Annotated in this window: 23 protein-coding genes; 19 read left to right on the plus strand and 4 right to left on the minus strand. The window is 55.8% G+C overall.

From position 1 onward, the window contains the following. The first annotated feature begins 200 nt into the window (after window positions 1–200). The 5 genes from CA54_RS15345 (at window position 201) to CA54_RS15365 (ending at window position 6813) form a co-directional block, all read left to right on the plus strand. Complete coding sequence (locus CA54_RS15345; RefSeq protein WP_197532482.1) at window positions 201–1127, plus strand: MBL fold metallo-hydrolase; 927 nt, start codon at window positions 201–203, stop codon at window positions 1125–1127. 65 nt (window positions 1128–1192) lie between these two features. Then, window positions 1193–2677: an aminotransferase class I/II-fold pyridoxal phosphate-dependent enzyme gene (locus tag CA54_RS15350; RefSeq protein WP_146371706.1), complete on the plus strand. Its 1485-nt coding sequence runs from the start codon at window positions 1193–1195 to the stop codon at window positions 2675–2677. A 195-nt stretch (window positions 2678–2872) separates the two neighbouring features. After that, on the plus strand, window positions 2873–4159 hold the full coding sequence (locus tag CA54_RS15355; protein WP_146371708.1) for an AI-2E family transporter: 1287 nt from the start codon (window positions 2873–2875) through the stop codon (window positions 4157–4159). A gap of 46 nt (window positions 4160–4205) precedes the next feature. Next, window positions 4206–5267 (plus strand): ComEC/Rec2 family competence protein, encoded by a 1062-nt coding sequence (locus CA54_RS15360; protein WP_146371709.1) that lies wholly within the window; start codon window positions 4206–4208, stop codon window positions 5265–5267. A 64-nt stretch (window positions 5268–5331) separates the two neighbouring features. Then, complete coding sequence (locus CA54_RS15365) at window positions 5332–6813, plus strand: CoA-acylating methylmalonate-semialdehyde dehydrogenase (protein WP_146371711.1); 1482 nt, start codon at window positions 5332–5334, stop codon at window positions 6811–6813. A 306-nt stretch (window positions 6814–7119) separates the two neighbouring features. Here CA54_RS15365 and dnaK read toward each other — a convergent pair whose 3' ends face one another. Continuing rightward, the gene (dnaK, locus tag CA54_RS15370) at window positions 7120–9039 is read right to left on the minus strand and encodes a molecular chaperone DnaK (protein ID WP_146371713.1); all 1920 of its coding nucleotides are present in this window, start codon (window positions 9037–9039) and stop codon (window positions 7120–7122) included. A 921-nt stretch (window positions 9040–9960) separates the two neighbouring features. Here dnaK and pheA point away from each other — a divergent pair. The 7 genes from pheA (at window position 9961) to coaBC (ending at window position 15477) form a co-directional block, all read left to right on the plus strand. After that, window positions 9961–11169 carry a prephenate dehydratase gene (gene pheA, locus CA54_RS15375; RefSeq protein WP_146371715.1) on the plus strand — a complete coding sequence of 403 codons (1209 nt, stop codon included), beginning with the start codon at window positions 9961–9963 and terminating at the stop codon, window positions 11167–11169. Between the two features lie 328 nt (window positions 11170–11497). Then, the gene (gene tpiA / locus CA54_RS15380) at window positions 11498–12271 is read left to right on the plus strand and encodes a triose-phosphate isomerase (RefSeq protein WP_146371717.1); all 774 of its coding nucleotides are present in this window, start codon (window positions 11498–11500) and stop codon (window positions 12269–12271) included. A gap of 97 nt (window positions 12272–12368) precedes the next feature. Continuing rightward, entirely contained in the window at window positions 12369–12809 is a 441-nt protein-coding gene (gene secG, locus CA54_RS15385) for a preprotein translocase subunit SecG (protein WP_146371718.1), read from the plus strand. Window positions 12810–12887: 78 nt separating this feature from the next. After that, on the plus strand, window positions 12888–13772 hold the full coding sequence (locus CA54_RS15390; RefSeq protein WP_146371720.1) for a YicC/YloC family endoribonuclease: 885 nt from the start codon (window positions 12888–12890) through the stop codon (window positions 13770–13772). 96 nt (window positions 13773–13868) lie between these two features. Then, complete coding sequence (gmk, locus tag CA54_RS15395) at window positions 13869–14462, plus strand: guanylate kinase (RefSeq protein WP_146371722.1); 594 nt, start codon at window positions 13869–13871, stop codon at window positions 14460–14462. 4 nt (window positions 14463–14466) lie between these two features. Beyond that, complete coding sequence (locus CA54_RS15400) at window positions 14467–14736, plus strand: DNA-directed RNA polymerase subunit omega (RefSeq protein WP_146371723.1); 270 nt, start codon at window positions 14467–14469, stop codon at window positions 14734–14736. 192 nt (window positions 14737–14928) lie between these two features. Continuing rightward, window positions 14929–15477 carry a bifunctional phosphopantothenoylcysteine decarboxylase/phosphopantothenate--cysteine ligase CoaBC gene (gene coaBC, locus CA54_RS15405; RefSeq protein WP_146371724.1) on the plus strand — a complete coding sequence of 183 codons (549 nt, stop codon included), beginning with the start codon at window positions 14929–14931 and terminating at the stop codon, window positions 15475–15477. Window positions 15478–15484: 7 nt separating this feature from the next. On the opposite strand, the gene CA54_RS15410 is transcribed toward coaBC, so the two are convergent. Both CA54_RS15410 and CA54_RS15415 read right to left on the minus strand, forming a co-directional pair. Further along, on the minus strand, window positions 15485–17005 hold the full coding sequence (locus CA54_RS15410; RefSeq protein ID WP_146371725.1) for a mercuric reductase: 1521 nt from the start codon (window positions 17003–17005) through the stop codon (window positions 15485–15487). Further along, entirely contained in the window at window positions 16998–17765 is a 768-nt protein-coding gene (locus tag CA54_RS15415; RefSeq protein WP_146371726.1) for a TVP38/TMEM64 family protein, read from the minus strand. Before CA54_RS15415 ends, CA54_RS15410 begins: the two co-directional genes overlap by 8 nt. A 320-nt stretch (window positions 17766–18085) precedes the next feature. Between CA54_RS15415 and CA54_RS15420 the strand changes: the two genes are divergently transcribed. Then, window positions 18086–18616, plus strand: coding sequence for a chemotaxis protein CheX (locus tag CA54_RS15420; protein WP_146371727.1), 531 nt, complete (start codon window positions 18086–18088; stop codon window positions 18614–18616). A 52-nt stretch (window positions 18617–18668) separates the two neighbouring features. Here the strand turns inward: CA54_RS15420 and CA54_RS15425 are convergent, their stop codons facing one another. Then, window positions 18669–19070 carry an STAS domain-containing protein gene (locus tag CA54_RS15425; RefSeq protein ID WP_231963078.1) on the minus strand — a complete coding sequence of 134 codons (402 nt, stop codon included), beginning with the start codon at window positions 19068–19070 and terminating at the stop codon, window positions 18669–18671. A gap of 184 nt (window positions 19071–19254) precedes the next feature. On the opposite strand from CA54_RS15425, the gene CA54_RS15430 reads away from it, so the two are divergent. The 6 genes from CA54_RS15430 to CA54_RS15455 all read left to right on the plus strand — a co-directional run bounded on the left by CA54_RS15430 (window position 19255) and on the right by CA54_RS15455 (window position 26595). Continuing rightward, window positions 19255–19722 carry a DUF2752 domain-containing protein gene (locus CA54_RS15430; RefSeq protein ID WP_146371728.1) on the plus strand — a complete coding sequence of 156 codons (468 nt, stop codon included), beginning with the start codon at window positions 19255–19257 and terminating at the stop codon, window positions 19720–19722. 50 nt (window positions 19723–19772) lie between these two features. Next, window positions 19773–20729, plus strand: a complete 957-nt coding sequence (locus CA54_RS15435) for an MDR/zinc-dependent alcohol dehydrogenase-like family protein (protein WP_146371729.1) — start codon at window positions 19773–19775, stop codon at window positions 20727–20729. Window positions 20730–20899: 170 nt separating this feature from the next. Then, the gene (nhaA, locus tag CA54_RS15440) at window positions 20900–22267 is read left to right on the plus strand and encodes a Na+/H+ antiporter NhaA (protein ID WP_197532483.1); all 1368 of its coding nucleotides are present in this window, start codon (window positions 20900–20902) and stop codon (window positions 22265–22267) included. A gap of 96 nt (window positions 22268–22363) precedes the next feature. Next, window positions 22364–22969, plus strand: coding sequence for an HdeD family acid-resistance protein (locus CA54_RS15445; RefSeq protein ID WP_146371730.1), 606 nt, complete (start codon window positions 22364–22366; stop codon window positions 22967–22969). Window positions 22970–23173: 204 nt separating this feature from the next. Beyond that, window positions 23174–24670: a DUF1080 domain-containing protein gene (locus CA54_RS29390; RefSeq protein WP_197532484.1), complete on the plus strand. Its 1497-nt coding sequence runs from the start codon at window positions 23174–23176 to the stop codon at window positions 24668–24670. Between the two features lie 212 nt (window positions 24671–24882). Further along, window positions 24883–26595: a cation:proton antiporter gene (locus CA54_RS15455; RefSeq protein ID WP_146371731.1), complete on the plus strand. Its 1713-nt coding sequence runs from the start codon at window positions 24883–24885 to the stop codon at window positions 26593–26595. Window positions 26596–26602 lie beyond the last annotated feature (7 nt).

Consider the following 26602-nt stretch of genomic DNA (forward strand, 5'->3'; position numbering starts at 1 on the left):
ACAATAAACATCGGCAACCCTTTATGGGTTTTGGGGCCCCTGGGGTTACTCGCGTTCGCACGGCATGAGACGTTATACTCTTGCTCTCGTAGGTCATGCTGTGCATGACGTTGCTATAACTAACGCTCAACGCTGCCCGATTCGTCATGCACGGCATGACCGACTCATACATTTACGACATGATGAAGGCGCAACAACCTATGAAATACTCACGACGCGGATGGATCGCGCTGTTGACGACGCTGGTCGTGACGTCCGTCGGGGGGTACGCTGCCGGGTGGTTTACACCAAATGAAACCACGATCACGGAATTGGCGCCCGGCGTCTTTTTCCGTAAATCGCAAACCGAACCGGTCTTTCTGGGCTGCAATCAGGGTTGGGTCGAATTCAAGGACTTCGTGTTGGTCATCGATGCCAACTTCCCCAATCAGGCTGCCGAAGTGGCGAAGTTGATTAAAAAACATACGGGCAAACCGATCCGTTACGTCTTCGACACGCACTACCATGGCGATCATGCGGACGGCAACATGATCTACACCGCCCAGGGAGCGACTGCCATCGCCTCAGAGAATAGCCAACTGTTATTCGACACCAAGGGCCTCGACGGATTTCGCAAGTCGCAACAAAGCAAGCCCGAGGAATACGGCCCGCTCAACTACGAAAAACCTTCGTTACTGTTCCCCCGTGAAATGGTGATTGACGACGGCACACAGCGGGTGGAATTGTTGCATTTCGGCCATGCCCACACCGCCGGCGATGCGGTTGCCTGGTTGCCGAAACAGGGGATCTTGTTCAGTGGTGATGCCGTCGTAAACGGAGCCTTCAATTACACCGGCGATAGCAACACAGCCAGTTGGGTCGGCGTGCTCACGGAAATCCAAACGCTCCCCATCAAAACCGTCGCCCCCGGCCACGGGGAAGTGGGTGACGAAAAACTGGTGCCGCTGCAAAAACGTTACTTCGTTGAATTGCGAGAAACCATCCAGCAGGCGATCGACGATGGCAAATCGCTGGATGAGATCAAAGCCGATATCGATCTGCCGTTTTATCAAGAGTGGACAGGCGTGGATGTCAAAGAACGGACGGAAAACATTGAGTTCGTCTATAGTGAATTGACCTCACGCTAACGCAATTCTTCTCCTTATTATTCCCAACCCCCGGACTTGCCGCGGGACAGTCCCCTCCGCTACCCATGAACGTGCTTGATCCTCTATTTGAAACCCCGTTGTGCAACGCCGCTGACCTGGGGCGGCCTATCCCCGATTCTCCGCACGCCGTCTCTGTCTGCTTGCCGACGTGGGCTGACAACATTGGCTACGAAGAGAAAACGCCTCGCGTCATTGAGCAATTGAACAATGGCTACCCGCGGTTTGTCTTCCATCATCTCTGCCAACAATTGTTTGCGGAGTGTCATACAAAATTCGCCGCTGCGGACGAATCCTGTTTGGTTTTTCCATCGGTCATCGCCGCTGAGCGTTTTGCCAAGTTCTTTGCCAAACAGACTGGGCAAAAACCGCGTCTCTGTGACTTTGGCCAACACGGCGTCCAAGCGGCCTGCTTCCCGACGCAATTTGCCGATACCGCCAAAGCAGGATGGCAACACCTCGGCGAAGGGATCTCCTCCCGGCATGCTGAAGCCTGCCTCGTAGGCCGCTCCGCTCCCGATGCGACGGAGGCAAAGCAAATTCTCCGGCAGCGCATCGCCGATGCTGCCAGCGCCGCTGTGGAGGACGTGTTTCTCTTCCCCAGCGGAATGAATGCAATATTCTCCGTCTATCGCGCCTTGGAAGCAACCTTTCCGGATCGCAAGTGCGTGCAGTTCGGTTTTCCTTACGTCGATACGCTCAAAATCCAAAAAACGTGCGGCACGGGCGTGCATTTTTATCCTCACGGAGAATCGGCAGACTTGGATCAGCTGGCTGAGGTTTTGGCGGACGAACCGATCAGCGGGATTTACACCGAATTTCCCTCGAATCCTTTATTGAAAAGCCCCGACCTGGCGCGGCTGGCGGAACTGGCGCGTGCCCACCGTTGCCCGCTGGTCGTCGACGACACCGTCGCCACTTTTGTGAATGCCGATGTCCTCTCGGCGGCCGACGCTGTCTGTTCCAGTTTGACCAAATTCTTCTCCGGCGCCGGTGACGTCACCGCAGGATCGGTCGTGCTCAATGCCAACGGTCCGTTTTACAACGAATTGAAAACAGCCCTCGGCCAGGAGGATGATTTGCTGTGGTGTGAGGATGCGCTTGTCCTGGAAGAAAATTCCCGCGATTTTGAAACGCGTGTCCGGCAGATCAATCATAACGCCGAACAATTGGCCGATCATCTGCTGCAGCATCCGCGTGTCACAGCGGTGAATTACCCGAAATTCCAAACGCCACAGCGATACAGCGCGTTTCGAAAACGAGACGGGGGTTACGGCGGACTGTTGTCGGTTGATATCACCGACCCGGCGAATCGTGCTCCCCGCGTCTTTAATGCCTTGCGCGTCTGCAAGGGACCCAACCTGGGAACCAATTACACGCTCGTCTGCCCCTATACGATCCTGGCGCATTACGGCGAACTCGATTTTGCTGAAGACTGCGGCGTCTCCCGCTACCTGCTTCGCGTCTCGGTCGGTCTGGAACCACCTGAAGACCTGATTGCCCGCTTCGACGAAGCCTTAGCAGTCGATTGAATGACAAATCGGGTGCCACTGCTAGCTTGTCCAGTAGTGCTGTTAAGCCCCCGCCTTCGCAGGAGGAGTCATTCCCTCTTCTGCAACGTCGCACAGCATATTGCGCCGCACTGAGAAATTGGTTACACTAGCTGAACCATTTTTTCGCGGCTCAGCCGCAGGCTGGTGTTTCCTTTCATAGCTAGGCAACTCTCCATGGCGCGGCTTGTATCGCTCATTGTGCTGACGGTGCTGATCGTCTTTCTCGGCATCACCTTTTTTCAGGTGATCGCACCGTTTTTGCTGCCGCTCTTTTTAGCCGGTGTAGTGGCATTGCTCTGCCAACCGATGTTCCGCTATTTCCTAACCAGAACCAATGACAAGACCCACTGGGCGGCCGGACTGACAACCGCTGCCATTCTAGCAATCATTTTCGTTCCCTTAGCGACCGGCACGGTGATCGCGACGGCTGAGTTATACACCTTTGCGCAGAAGCGGCTGGAGCCGGCGCAATGGAAACCGGCCTACGGAAAGTTTCGCGAAAGATTCGACGCCGACGAAATCATCGACAGCGTCTATGATAGCTTCAGTCCTCCGCCCACCGACAAAGATCAACTTGCCGAATGGGAAACCCGCCGCGATCGGTTTCACGAACAAGTCGAGACCAACATCCGCGCCAACACTAAAGCTGCGCTCAACCGCGTGGCGGAGCGGACGATGGGATTTGCTGCTTCCACATTCGGCATCGTGGGCCGGATCGTCTCGGGTGTTATCGGCGGATTGATGTTTATTATCGGACTGTTTTATTTTCTGGCTGACGGACCGGTGTTGCTCGCGGCGACGCGAGAATTGATACCCGTCAATCAGGACTACCAACAGCAACTCCTACACCGCTTTAACAAGGTGATCCGCGCGGTCGTGTTAGCGACATTCGCAGCTGCTTTGGGGCAGGGGGTGGCCACGGCGGCGGTCCTTTATTTTTTCGTCGGTCATTTTTTCCTGTTGAGCATTGTCTGTACCTTGACCGCCATGGTCCCACTAATCGGCACATGGTTGGTGTGGGCTCCGGTGGCGATCTGGTTAGCGGCCGACGGTCATTGGGGAAGCGCGCTGTTTGTGACTGCTTACGGCACAATATTCATTGGCACGCTGGATAACATTATCCGCACCTATGTCCTGCATAGCGATGCAAAACTGCATCCGCTGTTGGCCTTTGTCAGCGTACTGGGAGGCCTGCAAGCGATGGGGTTGTGGGGCATTTTCGTCGGTCCCACCGTGGCCAGTTGCTTGCATGCTTTGATCAAAATATTCAATACGGAACTCAAGGCGTTCTCCGAAGAGAAATTCGCCAATATCAAAGCCAAAACCGCAAGCGACATGACGCACAACACCATACCCCCTGACATGGCCGGCGAGGAAAAAACACCGCCGCCCGCTACCCCTGAACAACCGGAATCAAAGCCGCCTAAAAAACGCCCGGCGAAACGCCGTCGGAAACGATAACGAACCAGTCTTTTGACTCACTCCATTTCTCAACGAGAAAAATACCATGCGCGAGAAACTTCTTTTTGCGATCAGCACCATCATCGCCACCCTACTTGTCTCCGCAGCCGCGCCGCCGGCAATCGCCGCCGACGGGCCATTGACGATCTATTTCATCGATGTCGAAGGAGGCGCCGCTACGCTGTTTGTCACTCCCGCGGGCGAATCGTTACTGATCGACTCGGGATATCCTGACAACAACGGCCGCGATCGCGATCGAATTCTCAAAGTCCTACGTGACGAAGCGCACTTGGATCACCTCGACCACGCCGCTGTCACACATTGGCATCTGGACCACTTCGGCAATCACGCGTCGCTCGCGTCGGAGATCGAAATCAAAAACTTCTGGGACCGTGGCATTCCCGAAACCTTAGCGGAGGATCGCAATTTCGAGGAACGGATCGGCTTTTATCGCGCTGCGTCTCAGAACGATTCCAAAGCACTCGCCGCCGGCGACAGCTTGCCGCTCAAGTCGGGCAAGACGCCGCTGGCAGTCAAGATCATCACTTCCAGTCGCGAAGTGATTCCCAACGACGGTCCGCCCAACCCGTTCGCAAAAACAAACGTCCCCAAGCCGCGCGACGAAAGCGACAACGCCGCCAGCTTGAGTTTTCTGCTGAGTTTCGGCGACTTCCGGTTCCTCTGCTGCGGTGACCTGACGTGGAATGTCGAAGCGAAATTGGTGACCCCCAACAACCCGATCGGCAAGGTCGACCTATTCATGGTCACGCACCACGGCCTGCCGGCCAGCAACAATCCCGTTTTGGTTCACGCCGTCGATCCGGTTGTGGCGGTCATGTGCAACGGCCCGGTGAAGGGGGGACATCCCAATACGTTGAAAACGCTGCGAGGTGTGAAATCTCTACAGGCGTTGTATCAACTGCACCGCAATATCAAGGTCGCCGCAGAGGATCAAACGCCGCCGGAATTCATCGCCAACTCCGCGGGATCCTCCGACTACTGCGACGGCACATTCGTCAAAGCCACGATCGCCCCGGATGGAGAAAGTTACACCATACAGATTGGCCGGGACGGCAAACCGGCAACCTACAAAACGCGGAAAAAATGATGTGTTGCCAGCGGCCTCCCGCTTCACGAACATTCCTTGAGTCTTGCAGCAGGATGAATTTTCTATGTCCTACGCGGTCCGAAACTTGATTGCCGATACGTGGTGTGACGCCGATGGGGAGCAAGCCGTCCCCGTTTGGAATCCGTCGCTGGGGATTGAGTTGGCACAAACTCCGCTGCAAGGGCCCGAGATCGTCGGTCGTGCTGTCGAAGCGGCCGCGGCCGCGTTTCCCTCCTGGAGTACGACGCCACCGTTGGAACGGGCGCGTTTGTTTTTTCGCTTTCACGAACTTCTCAAACGGGACTTTGAACAACTCTCGCAACTTGTCTCGTTGGAAAACGGTAAAACTCTCGATGAAGCGCGCGGCGAAGTGCAACGGGGAATGGAGGTTGTCGAATTTGCTTGCGGCGGGCCATCGCTGTTGATGGGGCAATGCCTAGAAAATGTCGCCGGGCATTTAGACGGCAAGACCATCCGGCAACCACTCGGCGTCTGTGCGGGGATTTCGCCATTTAATTTTCCGGTGATGGTGCCGATGTGGATTTTCCCGATCGCGCTGGTCTGTGGAAACACGTTCATTCTCAAACCATCCGAACGGGTCCCCCTGGCTGCGCAGCGACTGGCGGAATTGCTGCTCGAAGCGGGGTTGCCTCCCGGTGTGTTTAATCTGTTGCATGGCGGACGGGAAGTCGTCGAAGCCTTAGCAACGCATCCTGGCATTGCCGCCATCAGTTTTGTCGGCTCCTCAGCAGTCGCCCGCGATGTTTATCAATTGGCTACCTCGCACAACAAACGTTGCCAGGCAGGAGGCGGGGCGAAGAATTTCACCGTCGTCCTGCCCGATGCCGACCCGCAGTCCGTCGCACGGGCCGTGATTGGATCATCCTTCGGCTGCGCGGGCCAGCGCTGCATGGCCAGCTCGGTGCTCGTCGGTGTTGGGGCGCGAATTACTGAGCACCTCGACTGTCTCAACGAACTGACCGCCGCTATTAAAGTGGGGCGGACCGACATTGCCGGCGATACGGAAATGGGACCGGTCGTTGGTCCCGAAGCACAATCGCGGATTCAAGCGGCTATCAATCACGCCGAAGCGGGTGGTGGCACGGTGACCGTTGATGGCCGTGGCTCGCAAGTGGCCGAAGCACCGAATGGTTTTTTCGTCGGACCGACGATCATCGAAAATGCCCCTCCGGAAACCAATCTGCTGCAACACGAAGTCTTCGGCCCGGTGCTAGCCGTGGAGCGCGTCGAGCAACTCGAAGACGCGATCGGGCTCGCCAATCGTAGCCAATTCGGCAACGGCGCGGTGATCTTCACTGCAAACGGAAACGCCGCCCGCGAATTCGCTTCACGCGTAAATTGCGGCATGGTCGGCATCAACGTCGGCGTCCCCGCCCCCACCGCGCTGTTCCCCTTCAACGGCTGGCACGGCTCATTCTTTGGCGATTTGCACATGCAAGGGAGCGAGGGCGTGCAATTCTTCACCCAACAAAAAGTCATCCTCAGCCGCTGGGAAAACTTCGGCCACCGCAACCAAGGCTGGTAAAAAAATATACCCCCTCTTCCTCTAGGAGAAGGCCGGGGTGAGGGTTTTTGCATTGGCGAGCGACATCCCCCTAATAACTCGTTTACCAACGTTTACGCACCCACAGCGAACGGCAGGGAGGAGCGTCTGCTGAGCCGTTTTTGCAATGGATCATCTCTCACCCAACGAACAAAGGTGCGTCGAGACGCACCCTACAATTCCTTCGGCCACCGCAATCACGGCTGGCAATATATATATGTTCCCCTCTCCCCAAATGGAGAGGGGGACAGTAGTCTCTCGCCCCGCTCGCAGTGGGCCGTTCAGCAATCAATCCTTCTTCTCAAACTCCGCGTCGATCACTTCTTCACCATCAGCGGCAGTCGGCTCTGAATTTCCCGATGCCCGTTCGGTGGCCGCATCGGGACCTTCTTGTCCGTCGCCTTCCTGTGCATAGATGTGTTGCGACAATGCGTGCGACGCTTGCGTCAATTCGTCAATGGCTTGCTCAATGGCGGCGGCATCGTCGCCCTTGGCCGCTTCGTTGACCTTGGTGATCGCCGTTTCAATGGCAGACTTCGAAGCGTCGTCCATTTTATCGGCATGCTCCTTGGTCAGTTTTTCCGTAGCGTAGACCAACGACGAAGCCTTGTTTTTCGCCTCGGCCAATTCACGCTGCTTTTTGTCCTCATCAGCGTGCGCTTCGGCATCCTTCTGCATTTCCTCGATCTCCGATTCAGACAATCCGCCCGATTGCTCAATCTTGACGGTCTGTTCTTTGCCGGTGCCTTTATCCTTGGCGCTCACCTGCAAAATGCCGTTGGCGTCGATGTTGAACGAAACTTCAATTTGCGGCACTCCCCGCGGTGCGGGCGGAATTCCGTCGAGATTGAACTCAGCCAACAATCGGTTGTGCTGCGCGATTTCTCGTTCGCCTTGGAACACGCGAACGGTCACCGCTGACTGATTGTCGGCCGCTGTCGAAAACGTTTCGCTCTTCTCGGTCGGAATCGTGGCATTGCGTTCGACCAATTTGGTCATGATGCCACCCTCGGTTTCGATTCCCAGCGACAACGGTGTTACATCGAGCAGAAGCACGTCTTTGACATCGCCGGCCAGGACACCCCCCTGAATGGCCGCGCCAATGGCGACGACTTCGTCGGGGTTCACGCCTTTGTGCGGCTCTTTGCCGAACATCGACCGTACCAATTCCTGGACTTTCGGCACCCGTGTGGATCCACCGACCAGTACCACTTCATCGATGTCGGCAGGCTTCAATCCCGCGTCATCCATCGCTTGTTGAACCGGCTTGCGGCAACGTTCCACCAACGAGTCGATAATTTTTTCAAATTCCGCCCGGGTGATGTTCATTTGCAAGTGTTTCGCGCCCGACGCGTCAGCCGTGATGAACGGCAGGTTGATGTCGGTTGTTTGCGATGTCGACAATTCCTTCTTGGCTTTCTCGGCCGCTTCGCGTAATCGTTGCAACGCCATCGGATCTTTGCGGAGATCGATGCCTTGTTCCGTTTCGAAGCGTCCTGCAATCAGATTGATCAACTCTTCATCGAAGTCATCGCCACCCAGGTGCGTATCACCACTGGTGCTCAAGACCTGCACGACTTGATCGTCGACTTCAAGGATCGAAACATCAAACGTTCCACCACCCAAGTCGAATACGATGATGCGTTCTTCGTTTTTCTTATCCAACCCATAAGCCAGCGCAGCTGCCGTTGGTTCGTTGATAATCCGCGAGACTTCCAAACCGGCGATTTGTCCGGCGTCCTTGGTCGCCTGCCGTTGGGCATCGTTGAAATAAGCCGGAACGGTGATCACGGCCTTTTTCACTTTGTGTCCCAGATAGCTCTCTGCCGATTCTTTGAGTTTTTGCAGGACCCGCGCTGAGATTTCCGGCGGTGTGTAGTCCTTGCCGGCGACTTCCACCTTCACGTAATCACCCGAGCCCCCCACGACTGTGTAGGGCACGATTTTTTCTTCGGACTGCACTTCGTTGTGCCGCCGTCCCATGAATCGCTTGATGGAGTAAACGGTGTTCGTGGGGTTGGTCACAGCTTGGCGTTTCGCCGGTTCGCCGACCAACACCTCGCCCTTGTCCGTAAAGGCGACCACACTCGGGGTGAGCCGGTTACCTTCCAGGTTCGCAATCACTTTGGCTTCGCCACCCTCCATCACCGCGACAACGGAGTTGGTCGTCCCCAAGTCGATACCAATAATCTTTTCGCCTTCCGCCATGTCCAACTCCTTATACTACGTAGTTCAATAGTTAGTTTTTGTGTCCCGCGCGAATTCCTCATACGTTGAAGGATTCATTGTGCATGCAGCAATAAACAGCTGCGTCGGGTATTTCTGTCGTTTCAAAATCTAAGACTGATCAATTTCATTGAGCGGCGATCCTCCAATCACGCACCAGCGCTGGAATCGTCCGCCGGATTATGAAATCGATGCCTGTACTGGATGCATGTAGTAACAGCAAAGTGTGCGCCAAGCGGGGCGATGTTTTGAGGAAAACCACAACCCGTTTTTAGCAAATCATTTACGAACCAACAATCAACCCAATTTCTTCGCTGTACCCCGACAAACCTGCCATATTGGCATCATCCCGGCAGTTTCGACACTTTCCCGGCAACTGCCAATTTGACACGCCGCAGACAATCCGATCCAATCGCCGCAGCACCGTGACAGAACGCCCCCACGCGGCAAGCTTTCTCGTAACCTGTTTGTGGTAAGGAAGTAACTGTTATGCTTGCCATCCGAGCAGTTTCCCGAGCCATTGAACCTTGCTTTTGTTAGACTTGATGGTTTGGGGGACGTGTACCGCACTGCCTGGAGTAGTCAGCCCTCTGGGTGTCTCCCGCAACTTGACACTTGGCGCACCGAGAAGTACAACAACGACTTGCGAATTTTGGGTAAAAATCCGGCAAAAACGGGGGTCAGCGTATTCCCCGCACGCATTCGCATGGAGACTAGAGCAACGTTCGGTGAGAGCCGTGCATTGCTCCTTCCACTGAATAGGACAGCTACCAGGACGGCTTTCACGACTCAAGACGAGCAACCAGACGCAACAGTATTCATAATAATGACTTACGCCCGCAGTCTTGACGGGCGGCCGGCACCCTCTGACCAGGGGCGTGAGACTCCGCCCGAAAGGCTCGCATGGCAAAAGCTAAAAGACCTGCGAAAAAACGCACCGCAACCAAACGCCCAGCCGCCAAACGGCCAGCGGCGAAAGCTACGTCCGCAAAACGCAAGAAACCCGCGTCAGCGCCAGCCACACGGAAGGCGCCTGCAAAGCGCGGCAGCGGAACGATTGACGTTCAGTTAAAAAAGCTGGACCGCGAAATCCTCAAGCTGATTAACAAGCGCGCGGAGCTCACGGCCAAGTCGCTCAATAAGATGCCCAACCCACAACAAGCCACATTCAATCCCGCGATTGACGATGAAATGTGGCAACAAGTTCAAAACGCCCATAAAGGACCGCTGCCAATCCAAGCTGTCCGTAGCGTCTTTCGGGAAATCATCAACGGTGGTAAAAGCTTAGTCAAGACTCAGCGGATCGCTTACCTGGGACCCGCTTTTAGCTTTACACATCTCGCCGCTATCGAACGTTTTGGCAAGACGGCCGATTTCATTCCGGTCAATAGTATTGCCACGGTGTTCGAGGAAGTGAATCGCGGACTGGCCGATTTTGGCATCGTTCCCATCGAAAACAGTACCGATGGGCGCGTGGTCGACACTTTGGATATGTTCACGCGGTTGCCTTTGAAAATCTGCGCCGAAGTCCAAATCAGCATCCATCACAATCTGATGTCACGCTGTCCCCGCGGCGAAATCACGGAAATCTACAGCAAACCGCAAGCACTTTCGCAATGTCGTGACTGGCTCAGCCGCAATATGCCGCAAGCACGGTTGATTGAGGTCACCAGTACGTCGACAGCCGCTCAGTTGGCGCGCGACAAGCAAGGTGTGGGAGCCATTGCCAGCTGGCAAGCCTCGACCGAGTATGACCTGCAGATCGTGGCTGAAGATATTCAAGACAACAAGAACAACGTCACTCGCTTTGCCGTGATCGGTGATCACGTGAACAAGGCGTCGGGCGATGACAAGACAGCGATTCTGCTGCAAATTTCGCACAAACCAGGCTCGCTGGCCGACACATTGGCGATCTTCAAGCGAAACAAGGTCAACTTGACCTGGATCGAGTCGTTTCCGTTGAAGGGGCCGGAAGTGGGTTATTTGTTCTTCTTGGACTTTGAAGGACATTCCAAAGAGGCCCGGGTCAAACGTGCATTGTCAGAACTGGAGCGGCGTGCGGTGCGGATCGAAGTGCTAGGTTCGTATCCCCGCAGCCCTTCGATTGAATAACCCATGCCCCTCGACCGATTGCTGTGTTGAGCACGGAACGCTCGGTTTGGTGCAACGGTCCTGACCGTTCTCGGCTAACTACGGGGATTTTCCAGGCTGCGTCCGCCTTGACGTTTCCCGGCGTGGGCACGAGAATCGCGACGGGGCGCTCCCTCCCCTCGATCATGGTCGTCTCCCGATGGCGAGGTTCCGCATTGGCGTTGCTGCAGTGCCTCGTGGGAATCGATCGGCTGGTGGGGAGTCGTTGAACATACAATTTGTGCCGCAGTCGCTCGATGTGCAGACTGGCGGCAAATTCTTAGAGAGCTAATTTGAAGGATATGGTGTTATGAGGCGGCTATTTGTTGCCGGGAACTGGAAAATGAACCTGCTGGGAGCCTCGGCAAAGCAACTCGCCGAGGGGGTCGCAGCGGCTGTTCCGGCGGATGAGTCAGCGATTGACGCGCTGGTTTGTCCCCCATACCCGTATTTACGGGCCGTGGGCGGGGCCGTAGATGGCAGTGGTGTGCAATTGGGCGCACAGGACGTTTACCACGAACCTGAAGGGGCCTTCACGGGCGAAGTCTCGGCCGACATGCTTGCCGATGTCGGGTGCGGCTGGGTGATTCTGGGGCACAGCGAACGGCGTCACGTCATTGGCGAAACGGATGAGCTGATCAACAAAAAGGTCGCCGCAGCACTCAAAGCGGGGCTGAAAGTGATGCTCTGCGTGGGGGAATTGCTGAGTGATCGCGAAGCCAATCAAACCGAAGCGGTCGTCGACGCACAATTGACTGGATCGCTGAAAGGGGTTAGCGACGCAGACATGGCGAATGTCGCAGTGGCCTACGAACCGGTGTGGGCCATCGGCACCGGCGTGACGGCTTCCAAAGAACAAGCGGAATCCGCCCATGCTCATGTTCGCAAATGGCTGGCGGGTCGTTACAATTCAGAGGTCGCCGAGGCCACGCGGATCCTCTACGGCGGCAGTGTCAAACCGGACAACGCTGCGGAATTGATGTCGCAGCCGAATATCGACGGTGTTCTGGTCGGCGGCGCGAGTCTGAAAACGGATTTATTCGTGCCGATCATCGAAGCGGCGCAGCAAGTTGCCGCGTCTTAAATTGCATTTGACCTATTCACGACCACCGGGACCAACGCCACGGGGCACGTCCATTTAATTTGCTGGCGCCGATCCGCGGCGGCGTTGAAAGGAAGTCATGGGAACTTTCATTTTAGTTTTGCTGACCATCACCGGTCTGTTGTTGATGTTTATTATCCTGCTGCAACGAGGACGTGGCGGCGGGCTGGCAGGTGCCTTGGGCGGGGCCGGGGGGCAAAGCGCCTTCGGGACCAAGGCGGGTGACGTGTTCACACGAATTACGGTTGGTTTGGCCGTGTTTTGGGTCGTGTTGGCTTGCGTCTCGATCTTTGTGGTCAAGCCGAACGACTTGTACGATGGGGGAACCCTCGGCAATAATCCTACTGCTGGCGTCAGCGCCGGTAAGGACAAAGGGGATGCGGAAAGTCAGGACGAGACGCCGAAAGCCGACGGTGATGAAGCGGCCGGCGAGTTGGACCTGGGTTCGCTCGAAGAAGAAACGCAGCCGGCAACTCCCCCCGCCGATACGACGAGCGGCACTCCCGAAAAGCAGGAATAGTATCGGGACGGACCCCCCCCCACAGTTACGCCGCAATCGGCGAATGGCCATTGATATGAGCAACAAGGCGTAATCGACGTGCTGTTGAGTATGACCGGGTTTGGCGAAACGCGCCACCAAGACGACCGCATGAGCGTGTCCGTCGAAGTACGTACCGTCAACAATCGCTACCTCAAACTGTCTATCAAATGCGCCGATGTGTACGGGGCTTTCGAAGGCGAAATCGAGAAGATCGCGCGCGAGTATATCTCGCGGGGAACGGTGATGGTCGCGGTTCGCGTAGAACGGGTTGCCACAGCTGCCGATGTGCGGCTCAATGAAATGGCGCTGCAAACTCTCAGTGAACAGTTGCAAGGACTCGCGGCAAAAATGGGTGACGTGGCGGTCGGGCCGCTTACCGATTTGTTGGCACTGCCCAATGCTGTGATCGATGACAGTAAACGCAACATCGACATCGACGCCGACTGGAAAATCATTCAAGACTGCCTGCACGGAGCGCTAAAGAACCTTCAACTGTTTCGCGAAGAAGAAGGCCGGTCCATGCGGGAGGATTTGCTCCTGCAAAAAGAGATTATCGCCAAACAGTTACAAAAAACGCGAGAACGCGCCCCGTTGGTGGTCAGTGAATACCGCGAAAAAATCCTAGACCGCGTACGAAAGACATTGGCCGAAACGGATGCCAAGGTCGATGAAACCAACCTGATTCGCGACGTCAGTATTTTTTCCGACCGAGCCGACATCAACGAAGAAATCGCGCGATTGGAGTGCCACCTGGATCAATTGGCTGCGTTTCTGAACGAGAAGTCGTCGTCCGGGCGGAAGCTGGAGTTTCTCAGCCAAGAGATGTTTCGCGAGATCAACACGATCGGCTCCAAGGCGAACGACGTGCAGATTGCCCACAGCGTGGTGGAAATGAAGGCCGCCATCGAAAAGATGCGGGAAATGTTGCAGAATATAGAATAGGCTCCCCCCGGCCGACCGGTAATACGACCGTGTCGAAACGGGAATTGAATTCACACGATTACCCCTTAACCCATTTTGTCGAACTCAGCTTGCACCGTGACCGCACCGGAAACTCGCCCTTTTGTTGATATTCGCGTCTTAGTGCTTTCCGGACCAAGTGGAAGCGGAAAGTCGACGATTGTGGACCGTCTGGTGAACGTGGCGCCGGTACAATTGGTCAAGGTGGTCTCAGCCACAACACGACCACCGCGGGCGGGTGAGGTCAACGGGCGGGATTACTACTTTTTGTCGCCAGAGGAATTTGAGCAAAAACGCCAAGCCGGAGAATTCATCGAATGCGAGGAAGTGCACGGCAACGGAAACTGGTACGGCACACTGCGTAGCGAACTGACCCGCGCCCAACAAGCCGGGGCATGGGCCTTCTTGGAAATCGACGTCCAAGGTGCTTTGTCGATCATCAAGGAATACCCCGACGCGGTGTCGGTGTTTTTGACGACCGCCTCGGAAGGGGACTATGAACAACGCCTGCGCAACCGCGGGACGGAGTCGGAAGATGCGATCCAGCAGCGATTGGAAACGGCTCGACGGGAATTGAAACTGTCTAAAGAATACAAACATATCGTAGTCAACGACGACTTGGACCGAGCGGTCTCCGAGATCTGTCACATACTTGCAAGTGCGGAGGGTTAAGACATTGTACGATGAACTGATGGAAGAACAGATTGTCAATAAAGTGGGCGGCCGGTTTAAGCTATCCACATTGATTCAAAAGCGAATGGTGGCGCTCAACCGCGGTTCCCGGCCCTTGGTGGAAATTCAATCCAAGGATGCCATGGAGATCGTGATTCGCGAAATCATGGAAGATAAAATCTATCTCGACAACTCGGGGAACTTGGCGATTGCCGCCGACGAGGGTCCGGATGCCGACGGTGACGACGCCGGTCCCAGCCTGGAAGATCTCTAAAGCCCGTATCAAAACCTAGTTGAGTTAGTTCTGAAAACTCGCAGAGCGGTCTCAGCGCGACGTGTCTGAGGGTTTGCAAACGGCTGGCAGGAATCTGTTTCGTCACGCATCATGCTCGATGGATAGGTTTTGTATTCAATGACTGGGAAGGACCGGTTGATCCCGCCGCCCCGGCCAGATTGAGAACGATCCATGAATGACCGCGAAGTATTATTGGGCGTGACAGGTGGCATCGCCGCCTATAAGACGGCCGAACTCTGCAGCCGGTTGGTTCAAGCCGGCGCGGGGGTTTCGGTGGTCATGACCACCTCCGCCGAGAAATTCATCGGCCCGACGACGTTTGAAGCCCTGACCGGGCGCCCGGTGCATCGGCAACTCTTTCAACCGCAAGAACACCATATCGGTGAGCACATTGGCTTGGTCCGCCGTGCGGATTTGCTGGTCGTGGCCCCCGCCTCGGCGAATTGTCTGGCAAAATTCGCACACGGCCTCGCCGACGATTTGCTCTCCACCATCGCACTGACGCACACCGGCCCCATCTTGATGGCGCCGGCAATGAATAGCGAAATGTGGCAAAAGCCATCCGTGCAGCGCAACATCGCGCAACTGCGCGAAGACGGTGTACTGTTCATCGAACCAGGCAGCGGCTGGCTCAGCTGCGGCCAAGTCGGCCCCGGCCGCATGGCAGAAGCGGCCGAAATTTTGGACCGCGTGCGGGAATTGCTGGACGTATCGAGTTAGTTGTATTTCACAGCGTCCAGGACAGCCATTTCTCAAACAGCTTTTTCACCAGCGGTGTGAGCCGGGTGCGGTTGTAGGCGTCGGCGGTGCGTTTGATGGCTTCGGCTTGGGTGGGGTAGGGGTGGATCGTTTTGGCGATCTTGCCCAGGCCCACGTTGCCGGTCATTGCTGTCGTGATTTGTGAGATCATGTCTCCCGCATGAGAGGCGACGATGGTGGCGCCGATGATTTTATCGGTGCCGCGTCGCAGATGGATTTTGATGAAACCATCGGTTCCGCCATCTAAAATTGCCCGGTCGACGCCGGACAGTTCCTGCTTGAACGTATCGACCTCGAATCCTTTTTCTTGGGCCTGGTACTCAGAGAGTCCGACGTGGGCAATCTCCGGGTCGGTGAAAGTACACCAGGGGATGTTGAGCGAGGACGTCTTGGCCCGGCCTTTGAACAGCGCGTTCTGGATAACGATACGGGCCATGGCATCGGCGGTGTGGGTGAATTTGTAGGGAAAGCAGATATCACCGGCGGCAAAGACATTGTGATTCGTTGTGCGGAGCTTGTCATCGACAACCACGCCGGTTTTTTTGTCGTATTCAACGCCGGCAGCTTCCAGGCCAAGCCCTTCGACGTTCGGTTGCCGTCCGGCGCTGACCAGAATCGCATCGCAATCGATCTGCCTCGCCGCGCCGCCTGCGATGAAGGTGATTGATTTATCAGTGCCGTTGTCGCGGACGGAATCAATGTGACAATCGACGTGAAGGTCCACGCCATCGGCGACCAAGGCTTGCTGAACGATTGCTGCTGCCTCTGCATCTTCTCGGTGAAGAACGTGCGAGTTGGATTCCAGCAAGGTGACGTGCGAGCCGAAGCGGGCGAAGGCTTGCACCATTTCGCAGCCGATCGGGCCACCGCCGATGACGGCCAGTCGGCGGGGAAGCTCGGTTAAGGTAAACAGAGTTTCGTTCGTGAGATAAGCTACGTCGTCGAGTCCGGGGATCGGGGGCATAACTGCCCGCCCGCCGGTGGCGATCACGGCTTTTTTGAAATTCAATGTTTGCCCGTCCACCTCGATCTTATCGGAGCTGGTAAAGGCTCCCTGACCCAGAAAGACATCGACGCCGTTGTCGCGAAATCGTGCCGCTGAGTCGTGTGGGCTAATCTCGGCCCGCAGGCGGCGCATGCGCTGCATCACGGCGGGGAAGTCGACAGTGACTTCGCCAGAAACATTCACGCCGAACTCAGCCGCCCGGCGGATTTGAGCGGCGACGCGCGAGGAACGGATCAGCGCTTTGGAGGGGACGCAGCCCACGTTGAGGCAATCGCCTCCCATCAGATTCCGTTCAATCAACGCCACCTTGGCTCCCAATCCAGCGGCGCCGATGGCTGCGACCAGTCCGGCGGTGCCGGCTCCGATGATCACGAGATGATACCGCGGCTGCGGTTGCGGGTTTTTCCAGTCCGACGGATGTACGTTCGCGACGAGCTCGGCGTTGTAGGAGTCGGCTGGGAGGACTTCAATCGGATCAGACAACGGGTGGGTCTCCGTCAGGGGGTGGTTGGTCGGAGCTCTGCTTGGCTTCGGGGCTTTCGCTGGGTGCGCTGGCCGGCAGTGCGTCTCGTAGCGATTTTTGTGCGATGCGGGTGATGAAAACCGTGGCGACAACGGTCATGACTAGTCCGAATCCGAACAGCAGTTTTTGCCCCAAGCCGCCGTCATAATTTCCGGTAGACAGATCCGCCAAACTTTTCAAAGCCGATCCGATGTACACATACATCGCCGTTCCTGGCAACATACCAATCCAGGAGGCGAGGATGTAATCGCGGAATGAAACGCGCGTGAGGCCGAATGAGTAGTTCAACAGGTTGAAGGGAAACACCGGCGAAAGCCGCGTCAACAGTACGATTTTGAATCCCTGTTCGCCTACAGCGGCATCGATCAAGCGAAACTTTTCGTTCTTGGCAACCTTGGCGGCGATCACGTCTCGTAACAACGTGCGCCCCAACCCAAACGCAGCTGCCGCGCCGAGCGTACTGCCCACCGAAATCGTGACAATGCCGATTGGCACTCCCCAAAGAAAGCCGGCCCCTAACGTCAGGATCGATCCCGGAACGAACAAAACCGTCGCCACCACATAGACAGCTGCCAAGACCACTGGGCCTGTGGATCCCATCCGCTGGACGGCTTCGACAAATTGCAGCAGATACTCTTTGGTGGGCAGAATCGCAATCGCCGCAATTGCGATAACGGCGAGCAAAATAAAAACGCCAATGCGCACCGCCGACCATTTCATAAGGCGAACGATTCTTCGTTAAGGACAGAACATGGCAATAGGGATCGACTCGACACATTTAAGGGATTGGGAGTGTCGTATCTGTAGGATAATTCACACTCTTTGCGATCGTTCTATCCTGGCGAGCAAAGCCTTGACGTTTCTGACGGTTTGAAATGTTACGAATAACACATGATCTGAGCCACTCAAACGGTCGCTCGCTGGGAATTGCCGACCTTTACCGACCGTTTTGAGATTGGTTCGCACATTTGCCAACCTTGCGGACGATAAGAAAGCTTGTGAAGCAATTCTTGGCGTTCGCAGAATTCAGAGGAGACGACATGGTAGCGGCAATAGCCAGTGACAATCCGACAGCCACCCTGCCAGTGAACGAAAAGCTATATCGTGCCATTTCTACCAGCGTAGAAGACGCACTGTCAATGGGCGGTTTGGCCGCATCGTGCGTGGGAACCTCGTCGGTACCGATCCCCGGCAATGGGACGATCACCGGTCTGATTGGCGTGCATGGGAGCGCTTCAGGATTTGTCACGGTGAACTCTTCCGAGACGCTAGCCATGAAGATCGTCGGCGGGTTGCTGCAAGATGATTTTTCCACACTCTCTGCCCAAATCATCGATGGATTCGGCGAACTGACGAACATCATTGCGGGCGGGATTAAGGCACGACTTTCAAAATCGGAATTTCAATTCTCAAAGATCACCGTCCCCTCGGTCATCATCGGCGAATCCTACGAGATCGCCTATGCCAAGGGGCTGGAATTCATTTGCGTGGTATTCGAATTGAACGACCCCGACGCCATCATGCTGGAACAACGACTCTTGCGAGTGAGTATGTCACTGCTGCGGATCTAGAGAGACCTCACCATTGCAAGGACGCATCTCGCGATGACCGACACCACGAGTCTCACTCCTCGCCCTTATCGATCTCGACATCATAGACCTCTAGGATCTGGTCCAGCTTGGTGACTTCCAAGACCTCGCGCACATCGTCGCTGGGATTACAGACGTGGACTTCAACGTTCAGTTGTCTGAGGGAAGCCAACAGCCCCAGCATGCCGCTGGGAACTAGCTTAACGCCTGTCAGGTCAAACGCCAATTTTTCCGTATTGTGCTCTTTAACGAGTGCAATGATTTCGTTGCGGCACGCGCCAATATCCAATTGATCAAGAATTTCACACCCACCGAATCCTAAGACCGTCATCGGTCCGGTACTGTAGATTTGCAAAATTGGGCCGCTGTCTGTCATTTGGCTCCCCTTGGTTGTCCGTTCCAATAGGCCGGCGGCATGCACAAGGTCGATCAACACGATTGCGACGCCGTTTCGGTCCGCATACTATAGAAAATACGCCCCGACTCTCCAATGTGCAATCGCGCCGGACAAAACACGAATTTTGCATCCACCGTTTTTCGCGGGCAAGAGGCCGAATATCGACGTCGGCAGATCAGCGAACGAATCACCATCGTCCCTATTCATTGTTTGCGGTTTCTATATGCCGATTGCCCCCGCCAACTCGACGCCTCGTCCACCCGCTGCCCCCGCAGTGCGGCAACGGATTCATGGCGGCGATTGGTTCTGGATCGCACTGGCTGTGTTGATCCCGTTGGCCGGCTGGTTCCTGCAGGTCGTCGGGACCGAACAGGTGTCTCTTCTCGGCGATTCACGATGGCAGTTACCCGAGTTATGCTATTCCCGAAGTTGGCTGGGAATCGACTGCCCCGCTTGCGGGATGACCCGGAGCACCATTCATCTGGTTCATGGTCGACTGGCCGAGTCCTGGAGTGTGCACCGTTTGGCGTGGTTGGTGATGTTGGTCATTCTCGCTCAGGTCCCCTATCGACTGTTGATCCCCTGGCAGCAGCGCGTCAGCGATCCCCGCTGGATCCGTTACGAAATGAGAATGTGGGCCGGCTTGGGGATTTTGCTGATTTTGAATCGGATCTGGGACGTGCTGATCTAAATGTCCATTCCCGGTCGCCCCGTAAAACCCCATAAGTGAGTGACCGTTCCATGCGCGCCATCATGTTTGATGAAACCGGAATCTCGTTTCGCGACGACATTCCTCAACCGGTTTGCCGCGAAAACGAAGTGTTAATCCACGTGCTGCTCGCGGGTCTCTGTGAGACCGACCTGCAACTGGTCCAAGGCTACATGGGATTCCACGGCATCTTAGGACACGAATTCGTAGGGATTGCCGAAACGGGTCGTTTTGCCGGGCAGCGAGTTGTGGGTGAAATCAATTGCGCCTGTGGAAACTGTGAAACGTGTCGGCGGGGGCTTGTCACACATTGTCCGCACCGCTCGGTGCTGGGCATTTTGAATCACGACGGCGCGTTCGCTGACTACATCGCCGTCCCGGAAGTCAATCTGCATCGGGTGCCGGATGAAATCTCTACTGAGGCGGCTGTCTTTACCGAGCCATTGGCAGCGGCGTTCCAGATTCCGGCCCAGATTCCGTTCTCCAAAGAAATGCGGGTCGTGGTCCTCGGGGATGGTCGGCTGGGCAATCTGTGCGCGCAGGTGATCCGCCTCTCCGGAGCCACGGTTTCGGTCGTCGGCAAACATCGCCGGAAATTGGCTCTGTTAGAAGAAATGGGAATTGCCACCGGACTGTTAGAAAACCTGTCGCCCGAGCACAGTGCGGATGTGGTGGTGGATTGCACGGGATCTCCCAGCGGATTGCCGACTGCATACCAGCTTGTGAAACCGCGAGGCACAATCGTGCTCAAAACCACGGTGGCGGGAACGCCGAAAATGACGTTGGCCCCGCTGGTGATTGATGAAATTACGGTCGTCGGATCGCGCTGTGGACCTTTTGACCGGGCTGTGGCCGCTTTGGAAAACGGTGAAGTGGAGGTGCTACCCTTAATCGATCACCGGTTGCCGCTATCCGCCGCATTAGAAGCCTTCGAAATTGCTCGCACGACCGATACCCTGAAAATCTTACTGCACGTCAACGACCCCTAATTCCACCAACACCGGCTTTGGTACCAATCACAGATCCAGATGTCATGCACCTTGTGGGCAGCGTCCACCGACTCTACTAGACTACCCTCACAACGGACTCCCAGTTATTTGTTCTGGCATGGTAGCGCGACTAACCGCTATCATGTCTGCGTTCTACGATTTCCTCACCGATGTTAGATAAGGGCAAAGGCATGGGATCACCGGCTTCCGGTAGTTCTCCGAATACGTTTCAGCGTTTCTTCCAATCGGAAGTTTCCGGCAGTATCTTGTTGCTGGTCTGTTCAGTGGTGGCTCTCATCTGGGCCAACTCTCCCTGGGCAGAGAGCTACCATCATGTCTTGCACGAACACATCGGGCTGAATTGGGGGCCTGAGGGAGCAACTTCTTTCGACGAAGTCCACAACTTTAGCATGAGCCTGCATCATTGGGTGAATGACGGGATGATGGCCATTTTTTTCTTCGTCGTTGGTTTGGAAATCAAACGGGAATTGTTGGTCGGCGAACTCTCCTCACTCAAGAAATCGGCTTTGCCGGTTGGCGCGGCCTTGGGCGGAATGTTGGTCCCAGCGCTGCTCTATACGTTCTTGAATTTTGGCGGTCCCGGCATGCGGGGCTGGGGAATCCCCATGGCGACCGATATTGCCTTTGCATTGGGCGCGCTGTCGCTGTTTGGCAGCCGCGTACCGATTTCGCTCAAAGTATTTCTCACAGCACTGGCCATTGTGGATGACCTGGGGGCGGTCGTGGTTATCGCCATTTTTTATACGGACACAATATCCATAATGGCATTGGCCGTGGCGGCAGCGTTTTTATCAGGGATCTTCGTCGCCAACCGCATGAATGTGCGTCACACGGGAATTTATCTGTTGTTAGCAGCGGCCGTTTGGGTGGCGGTATTGGCATCGGGAGTGCATACCACCATTGCCGGCACATTGATCGCGCTACTCGTCCCGGTGCGGGCAAAGATTGACCCCAGAGAGTATCTCAAACTTTGCCGCGGCCGGCTCAACGAACTCGAAGCGGCCGAATTCACGCGGGATAGTATGATCGGCGATCAAAAACAACTGGAAGACCTAAGCGACATTTACGTCGCCAGTGAGGATATGATCCCGGCGGGTGTCAATCTGGAACACCGACTGCACCCCATCACAACTTTTATCATCTTACCACTATTCGCACTTCTGAATGCTGGCGTGCCGATCGACTTTGAGAGTCTCTCAGAAGCTCCCATTACCGTAGGTCTCGGCGTGATGTTGGGATTGATTGTCGGCAAGCAGATTGGTGTGATGTTGTTTAGCTGGTTGGCCATTCGCAGCGGACTTGCCGCAATGCCCGCTGGAGTCACCTGGGGGCAACTGTGGGGCGTTAGTTGTTTGGCGGGTGTGGGATTCACCATGTCGTTATTCGTCAGTGGGTTAGCCTTTACGGACCAAGCGTTCGACAGCCAGTCAAAATTAGGCGTGTTGGCCGCTTCGGCCATTTCGGGTGTGCTGGGATACATCGTCCTGCAAAAAAAACTGTCCCCAGCCGTCGACTAGTTTAGCAGCACCCTAGAGTGCCCGTTGTTTTTACAGATTGCCTTTCCACTTGAAACCTCTCGTATAAACCTTGTTTGCTACAAAGGAAACACGCACATGTCACAAGATCAAACAGGCCTTTCGTCACCTGCTGCACTTGTTGGAATTCAGGAGCTGCGTCACAACTGGGGTTGGTTCCTGGGGCTGGGAGTGCTCTTGATTATCGCCGGCATGGCCGCCATTGGATCATCCGTCTGGATGACCGGCCTGACCGTCATGTTTTTAGGCTGGCTGTTGCTGTTTAGTGGTGTGATTCAAGCAGCGAACTTCTTTTGGCGCAAACAGTGGAAAGGCTTTTTTATCGATGCGGTCAGCGCGGCGTTGTATATTCTGATGGGCATCGTGCTCATTAAAAACCCACTGGAGGGTGCCGTTGCATTCACAATGCTGATTGCAATTCTGTTGATTGTCGGCGGTATTTTTCGCATTGCCATCTGTCTGATGACAAAAATGGAACACAAAATCTGGTTGTTGTTGCACGGCGTGGTGTCGATCGTGCTGGGGGGAATGATCCTGCAAGAATGGCCCGAATCGGGTCTATGGGTCATCGGGCTGTTCGTCGGTATCGACATGTTGATCGGCGGTTGGTCGATGGTCATGCTCGCCTTTGCCGCCAAGAATTTGCCTTCCAGCATGGATGACACAGGTGCAGCGCCTGCCTAGCCGCAGGTTGCGCCCCGACGTCGAGCGGGTGGGAGTTTGCCCTACAACTTGGTTCCCCGGTTTCTGGTGCATTTTGGGCAAACTTTGTAGACTTGGGTGAAACACGAAATGCGGGCCATTCTTTGACCGCATTTCGTGGGACCCAACACAGACAGCCACCCCCGGCCGACACCTAAAAATACGACAAATCGCAGAGAGGACTCCATGACCGCTACATCTCGCCACATGTTGGTTTTGTTTCTAGGGAGTCTCGTCCTATGGGGCGCGACTCTCGCCCGCGCCGCTGAACCGGAGTCGGGCTTTAAAAGCATTTTCAACGGTAAGGACCTCACCGGTTGGGATGGGGACCCTAAATTTTGGTCGGTCCGCGACGGTGCGATCACCGGTCAGACGACCAAGGAAAATCCCACAAAAGGAAACACGTTCCTGATTTGGGAAGGTGGAAAGGTCGACGACTTTGAACTGCGTTTGCAAGTCAAAATCATCGACGGCAATTCCGGCATTCAGTATCGCAGCAAGGCGGTCGACAAATGGGTGCTCAGCGGCTATCAGGCCGACTACGAAGCGGGCGAGAAGTATTCGGGCATTCTCTACGAAGAAAAGGCCCGCGGGATTCTGGCGCTGCGTGGGCAAAAAGTGGTCATTGGAGCGGACGGAAAAATTACACCCTCCGGCTCCGTCGGCGATCCGGCCACGATTCAAAAGTCGATCAAAAAAGAGGACTGGAACGACTACACGATCATCGCCGAAGGCAACCACTTGATCCACAAGATCAATGGGCATGTCACTATCGACCTGACCGACAACGATGCCAAAAAACGGGCCATGCAGGGTTTGTTGGCGTTGCAACTGCACGCCGGCCCGCCGATGACAGTGCAGTTTCGCAACATCCGGCTCAAACGCCTCAAATTGGCGCAAGCTAAAAAGATTGTGATGGTCGCCGGAACGCCCAGCCACGCGCCGGGACATCATGAATTCAACGCCGGGGTGCTGTTGTTAGAACGCTGTGTCAACGAAGTCCCCGGACTGTTGGCCGAAGGCTATCTGAACGGCTGGCCCAAAGATCCAACCGCCTTTGACAACGCCGATGCCATTTTTTTGTTCATGGATGGCGGATCACGGCATCCGGTGATCCAAGGTGAGCATTTGCGGGAGATGCACGACCTCATGAAAAAAGGGGTGGGACTTGCCTGTGCGCACTACGCCGTCGAAGTCCCCAAAGAGCGGGGCGGACCGGAATACCTAGATTGGATTGGCGGCTACTACGAGACCGACTATTCGACCAATCCGCATTGGATTGCCAACGTCGACAGCCTGCCCGAGCATCCCATCACACGGGGCGTCAAACCCTTTCATCTCAACGACGAATGGTATTTCAACATCCGTTTTCCGGTTGAGGCGGACCACATCCAACCGATTGTCCAGGCGACCCCGCCGGATGATGTGCGTCGCACCAAAGCGGCGGCAGATCATCCCGGTCGTTTAGAAACATTGAGCTGGGCCATTGAGCGTCCCGACGGCGGCCGTGGTTTCGGTTTCACTGGGGGGCACTTCCACAACAATTGGGGCGACGACAATTTCCGCAAATTGGTCCTCAACGCCATTGCCTGGACCGCCGGCGCCGAAGTCCCCGCCGAAGGCATCGCCTCTAAGGTCGATCCCGAGGAACTGAAACAGAACCTCGACAAAAAACGCAAGTAGCAGTTGCAGACGTGCGCTGCGGTCTCTGAGTATTACCTCTTATACCAACGGTTTGCTTCCCGGTCGCTCGCATGGCTTGGGAATTTGGCCACAACGACGTATTGCGCAATCGCGGGCGTTGATGGCTCTTGTGCTGGGTTTGATACGGCGTGTATTCTTCTGCGACGCACCACAATGGTGAACGCGCTAACCGTGGAAGAAGGGTTGTACCGTTGGACATCTGGCAACTTCTATTTGAAATCGTGGCATTGCTCGCCGGAGCGCTGATCCTGGGGGGTGTTTTCGCCCGTTTCGGGCAAAGTCCGCTCGTCGGTTATTTGATCGCGGGTATGCTACTGGGCGGCCCGGGTAGCATCCAGCTCGTCAAATCCGAACAGGAAATCGAGGTGATCGCCGAGTTGGGAGTCTCGCTGCTTCTATTCAGCTTGGGACTCGAATTTTCACTGCCTCGGCTCCGCAAACTAGGCAACAAAGCCCTGATTGGCGGGATATTGCAGGTCTCCGTCACGCTGGCAGCGATGACCGGGGTCGCTTACTTATACGGTCTGGATATCCGTGAAGCGGTCGCTGTCGGTGCCATGGTCGCCCTCAGCAGCACCGCGGTCGTACTGCGGACGTTGATGGAAAGCGGCGAAATCGATACGCCCTACGGCGGTAACAGTTTGGCGATTTTGCTCGTGCAGGATATCGCAGTGGTGCCGCTGGCAATACTGATAGCCGTGCTTGCCGGCGGAGAAGGGGCCCGCGAGATCGCCGTGAATGTTGGTTGGATCATGTTGACCGCCGGTTTGTTGATTGCCGGTTTGTACATTTTGCTCAACTTTGTTGCCGCCCGTGCGCTGGGGGGATTGACGCTGGTCCGCAACCGCGAGTTGACAACGATCCTGGCTGTGGTGATTGGTCTCGGTTCGGCCTGGGTGGCGCACCTCGCGGGGATTTCGCCCGCGTTGGGGGCGTTCATTGCAGGAATGATTTTAGGTGGCTCGCCGTTTGCCACTCAAATCCGCGCTGACGTCTCTTCGCTGCGAGTGGTCTTGCTGACGCTGTTTTTTGGCTCGGCTGGGATGATTGCTGATCCGATTTGGATCGCCAGCAATCTGTTCCTGGTCGTCGGGGCAACAGCAGCAATCATGCTCGTCAAGCTGGCGGTGACGTGGATTATCTTTCAGCGGCTGGGGCAGTCACCGGCCGTTGCGGCGACCACTGGAATCAGCGTGTCGCAAATTGGCGAATTCGCGTTCGTCCTCGGCGCGGTCGCACGAACCGTGGGGGCGATCACGCGTGAGACCCATTTGTTGATTGTCTCGGCAACAATCGTCTCACTTTTACTCAGCCCGTTATTGCTTTCCTATGCGGGATGCATCGGTTACCGATTGGCAAAGTTTGTGTTTTGGGGCCGTAGTATCAGCCCTCCCGACGCGTTGACGACCGCTGCGACCGGACACATCGTCATCGTTGGTTTTGGACCGGCCGGACGAATTGCCGCCGCCGCGCTCCGTGCTTCGACCATCAAAGTCGTGGTCGTCGACTTAAACCACGAGGGGGTGAAGAAGGCGAAGGAGTTGGGATTTGACGGGCATATCGGCGATGCCACGCAATACGAGGTCCTGGAACACGCCCGCGTCCGCGACGCAAAAGCGGTGATCGTCACCGTGCCACACAACCGGACAGCTGTAATGGTCGTCGAGGCGGTCCGCGGTTTGGCCCCCAATGCACACATCGTCGTGCGGTCCCGTTACCAGCGCGATGTCAACGACCTCGCCATCAGCGGCGCTGATATTATTTTCGGCGACGAACAAGAAATCGGCCAGGAATTGGGCCGGCATTTGCGGGAATGGCTAGCCGCGCACGACAAAGACGCACCGCCAGCTGCCGAACCTGAGGACCCGCAGCAGGACTCCAGTCCCAACAGCGACCACAAGTAACGATCCC

Origin of the sequence: Symmachiella macrocystis, assembly GCF_007860075.1 — a bacterium.
Taxonomy (GTDB): Bacteria; Planctomycetota; Planctomycetia; order Planctomycetales; family Planctomycetaceae; genus Symmachiella; species Symmachiella macrocystis.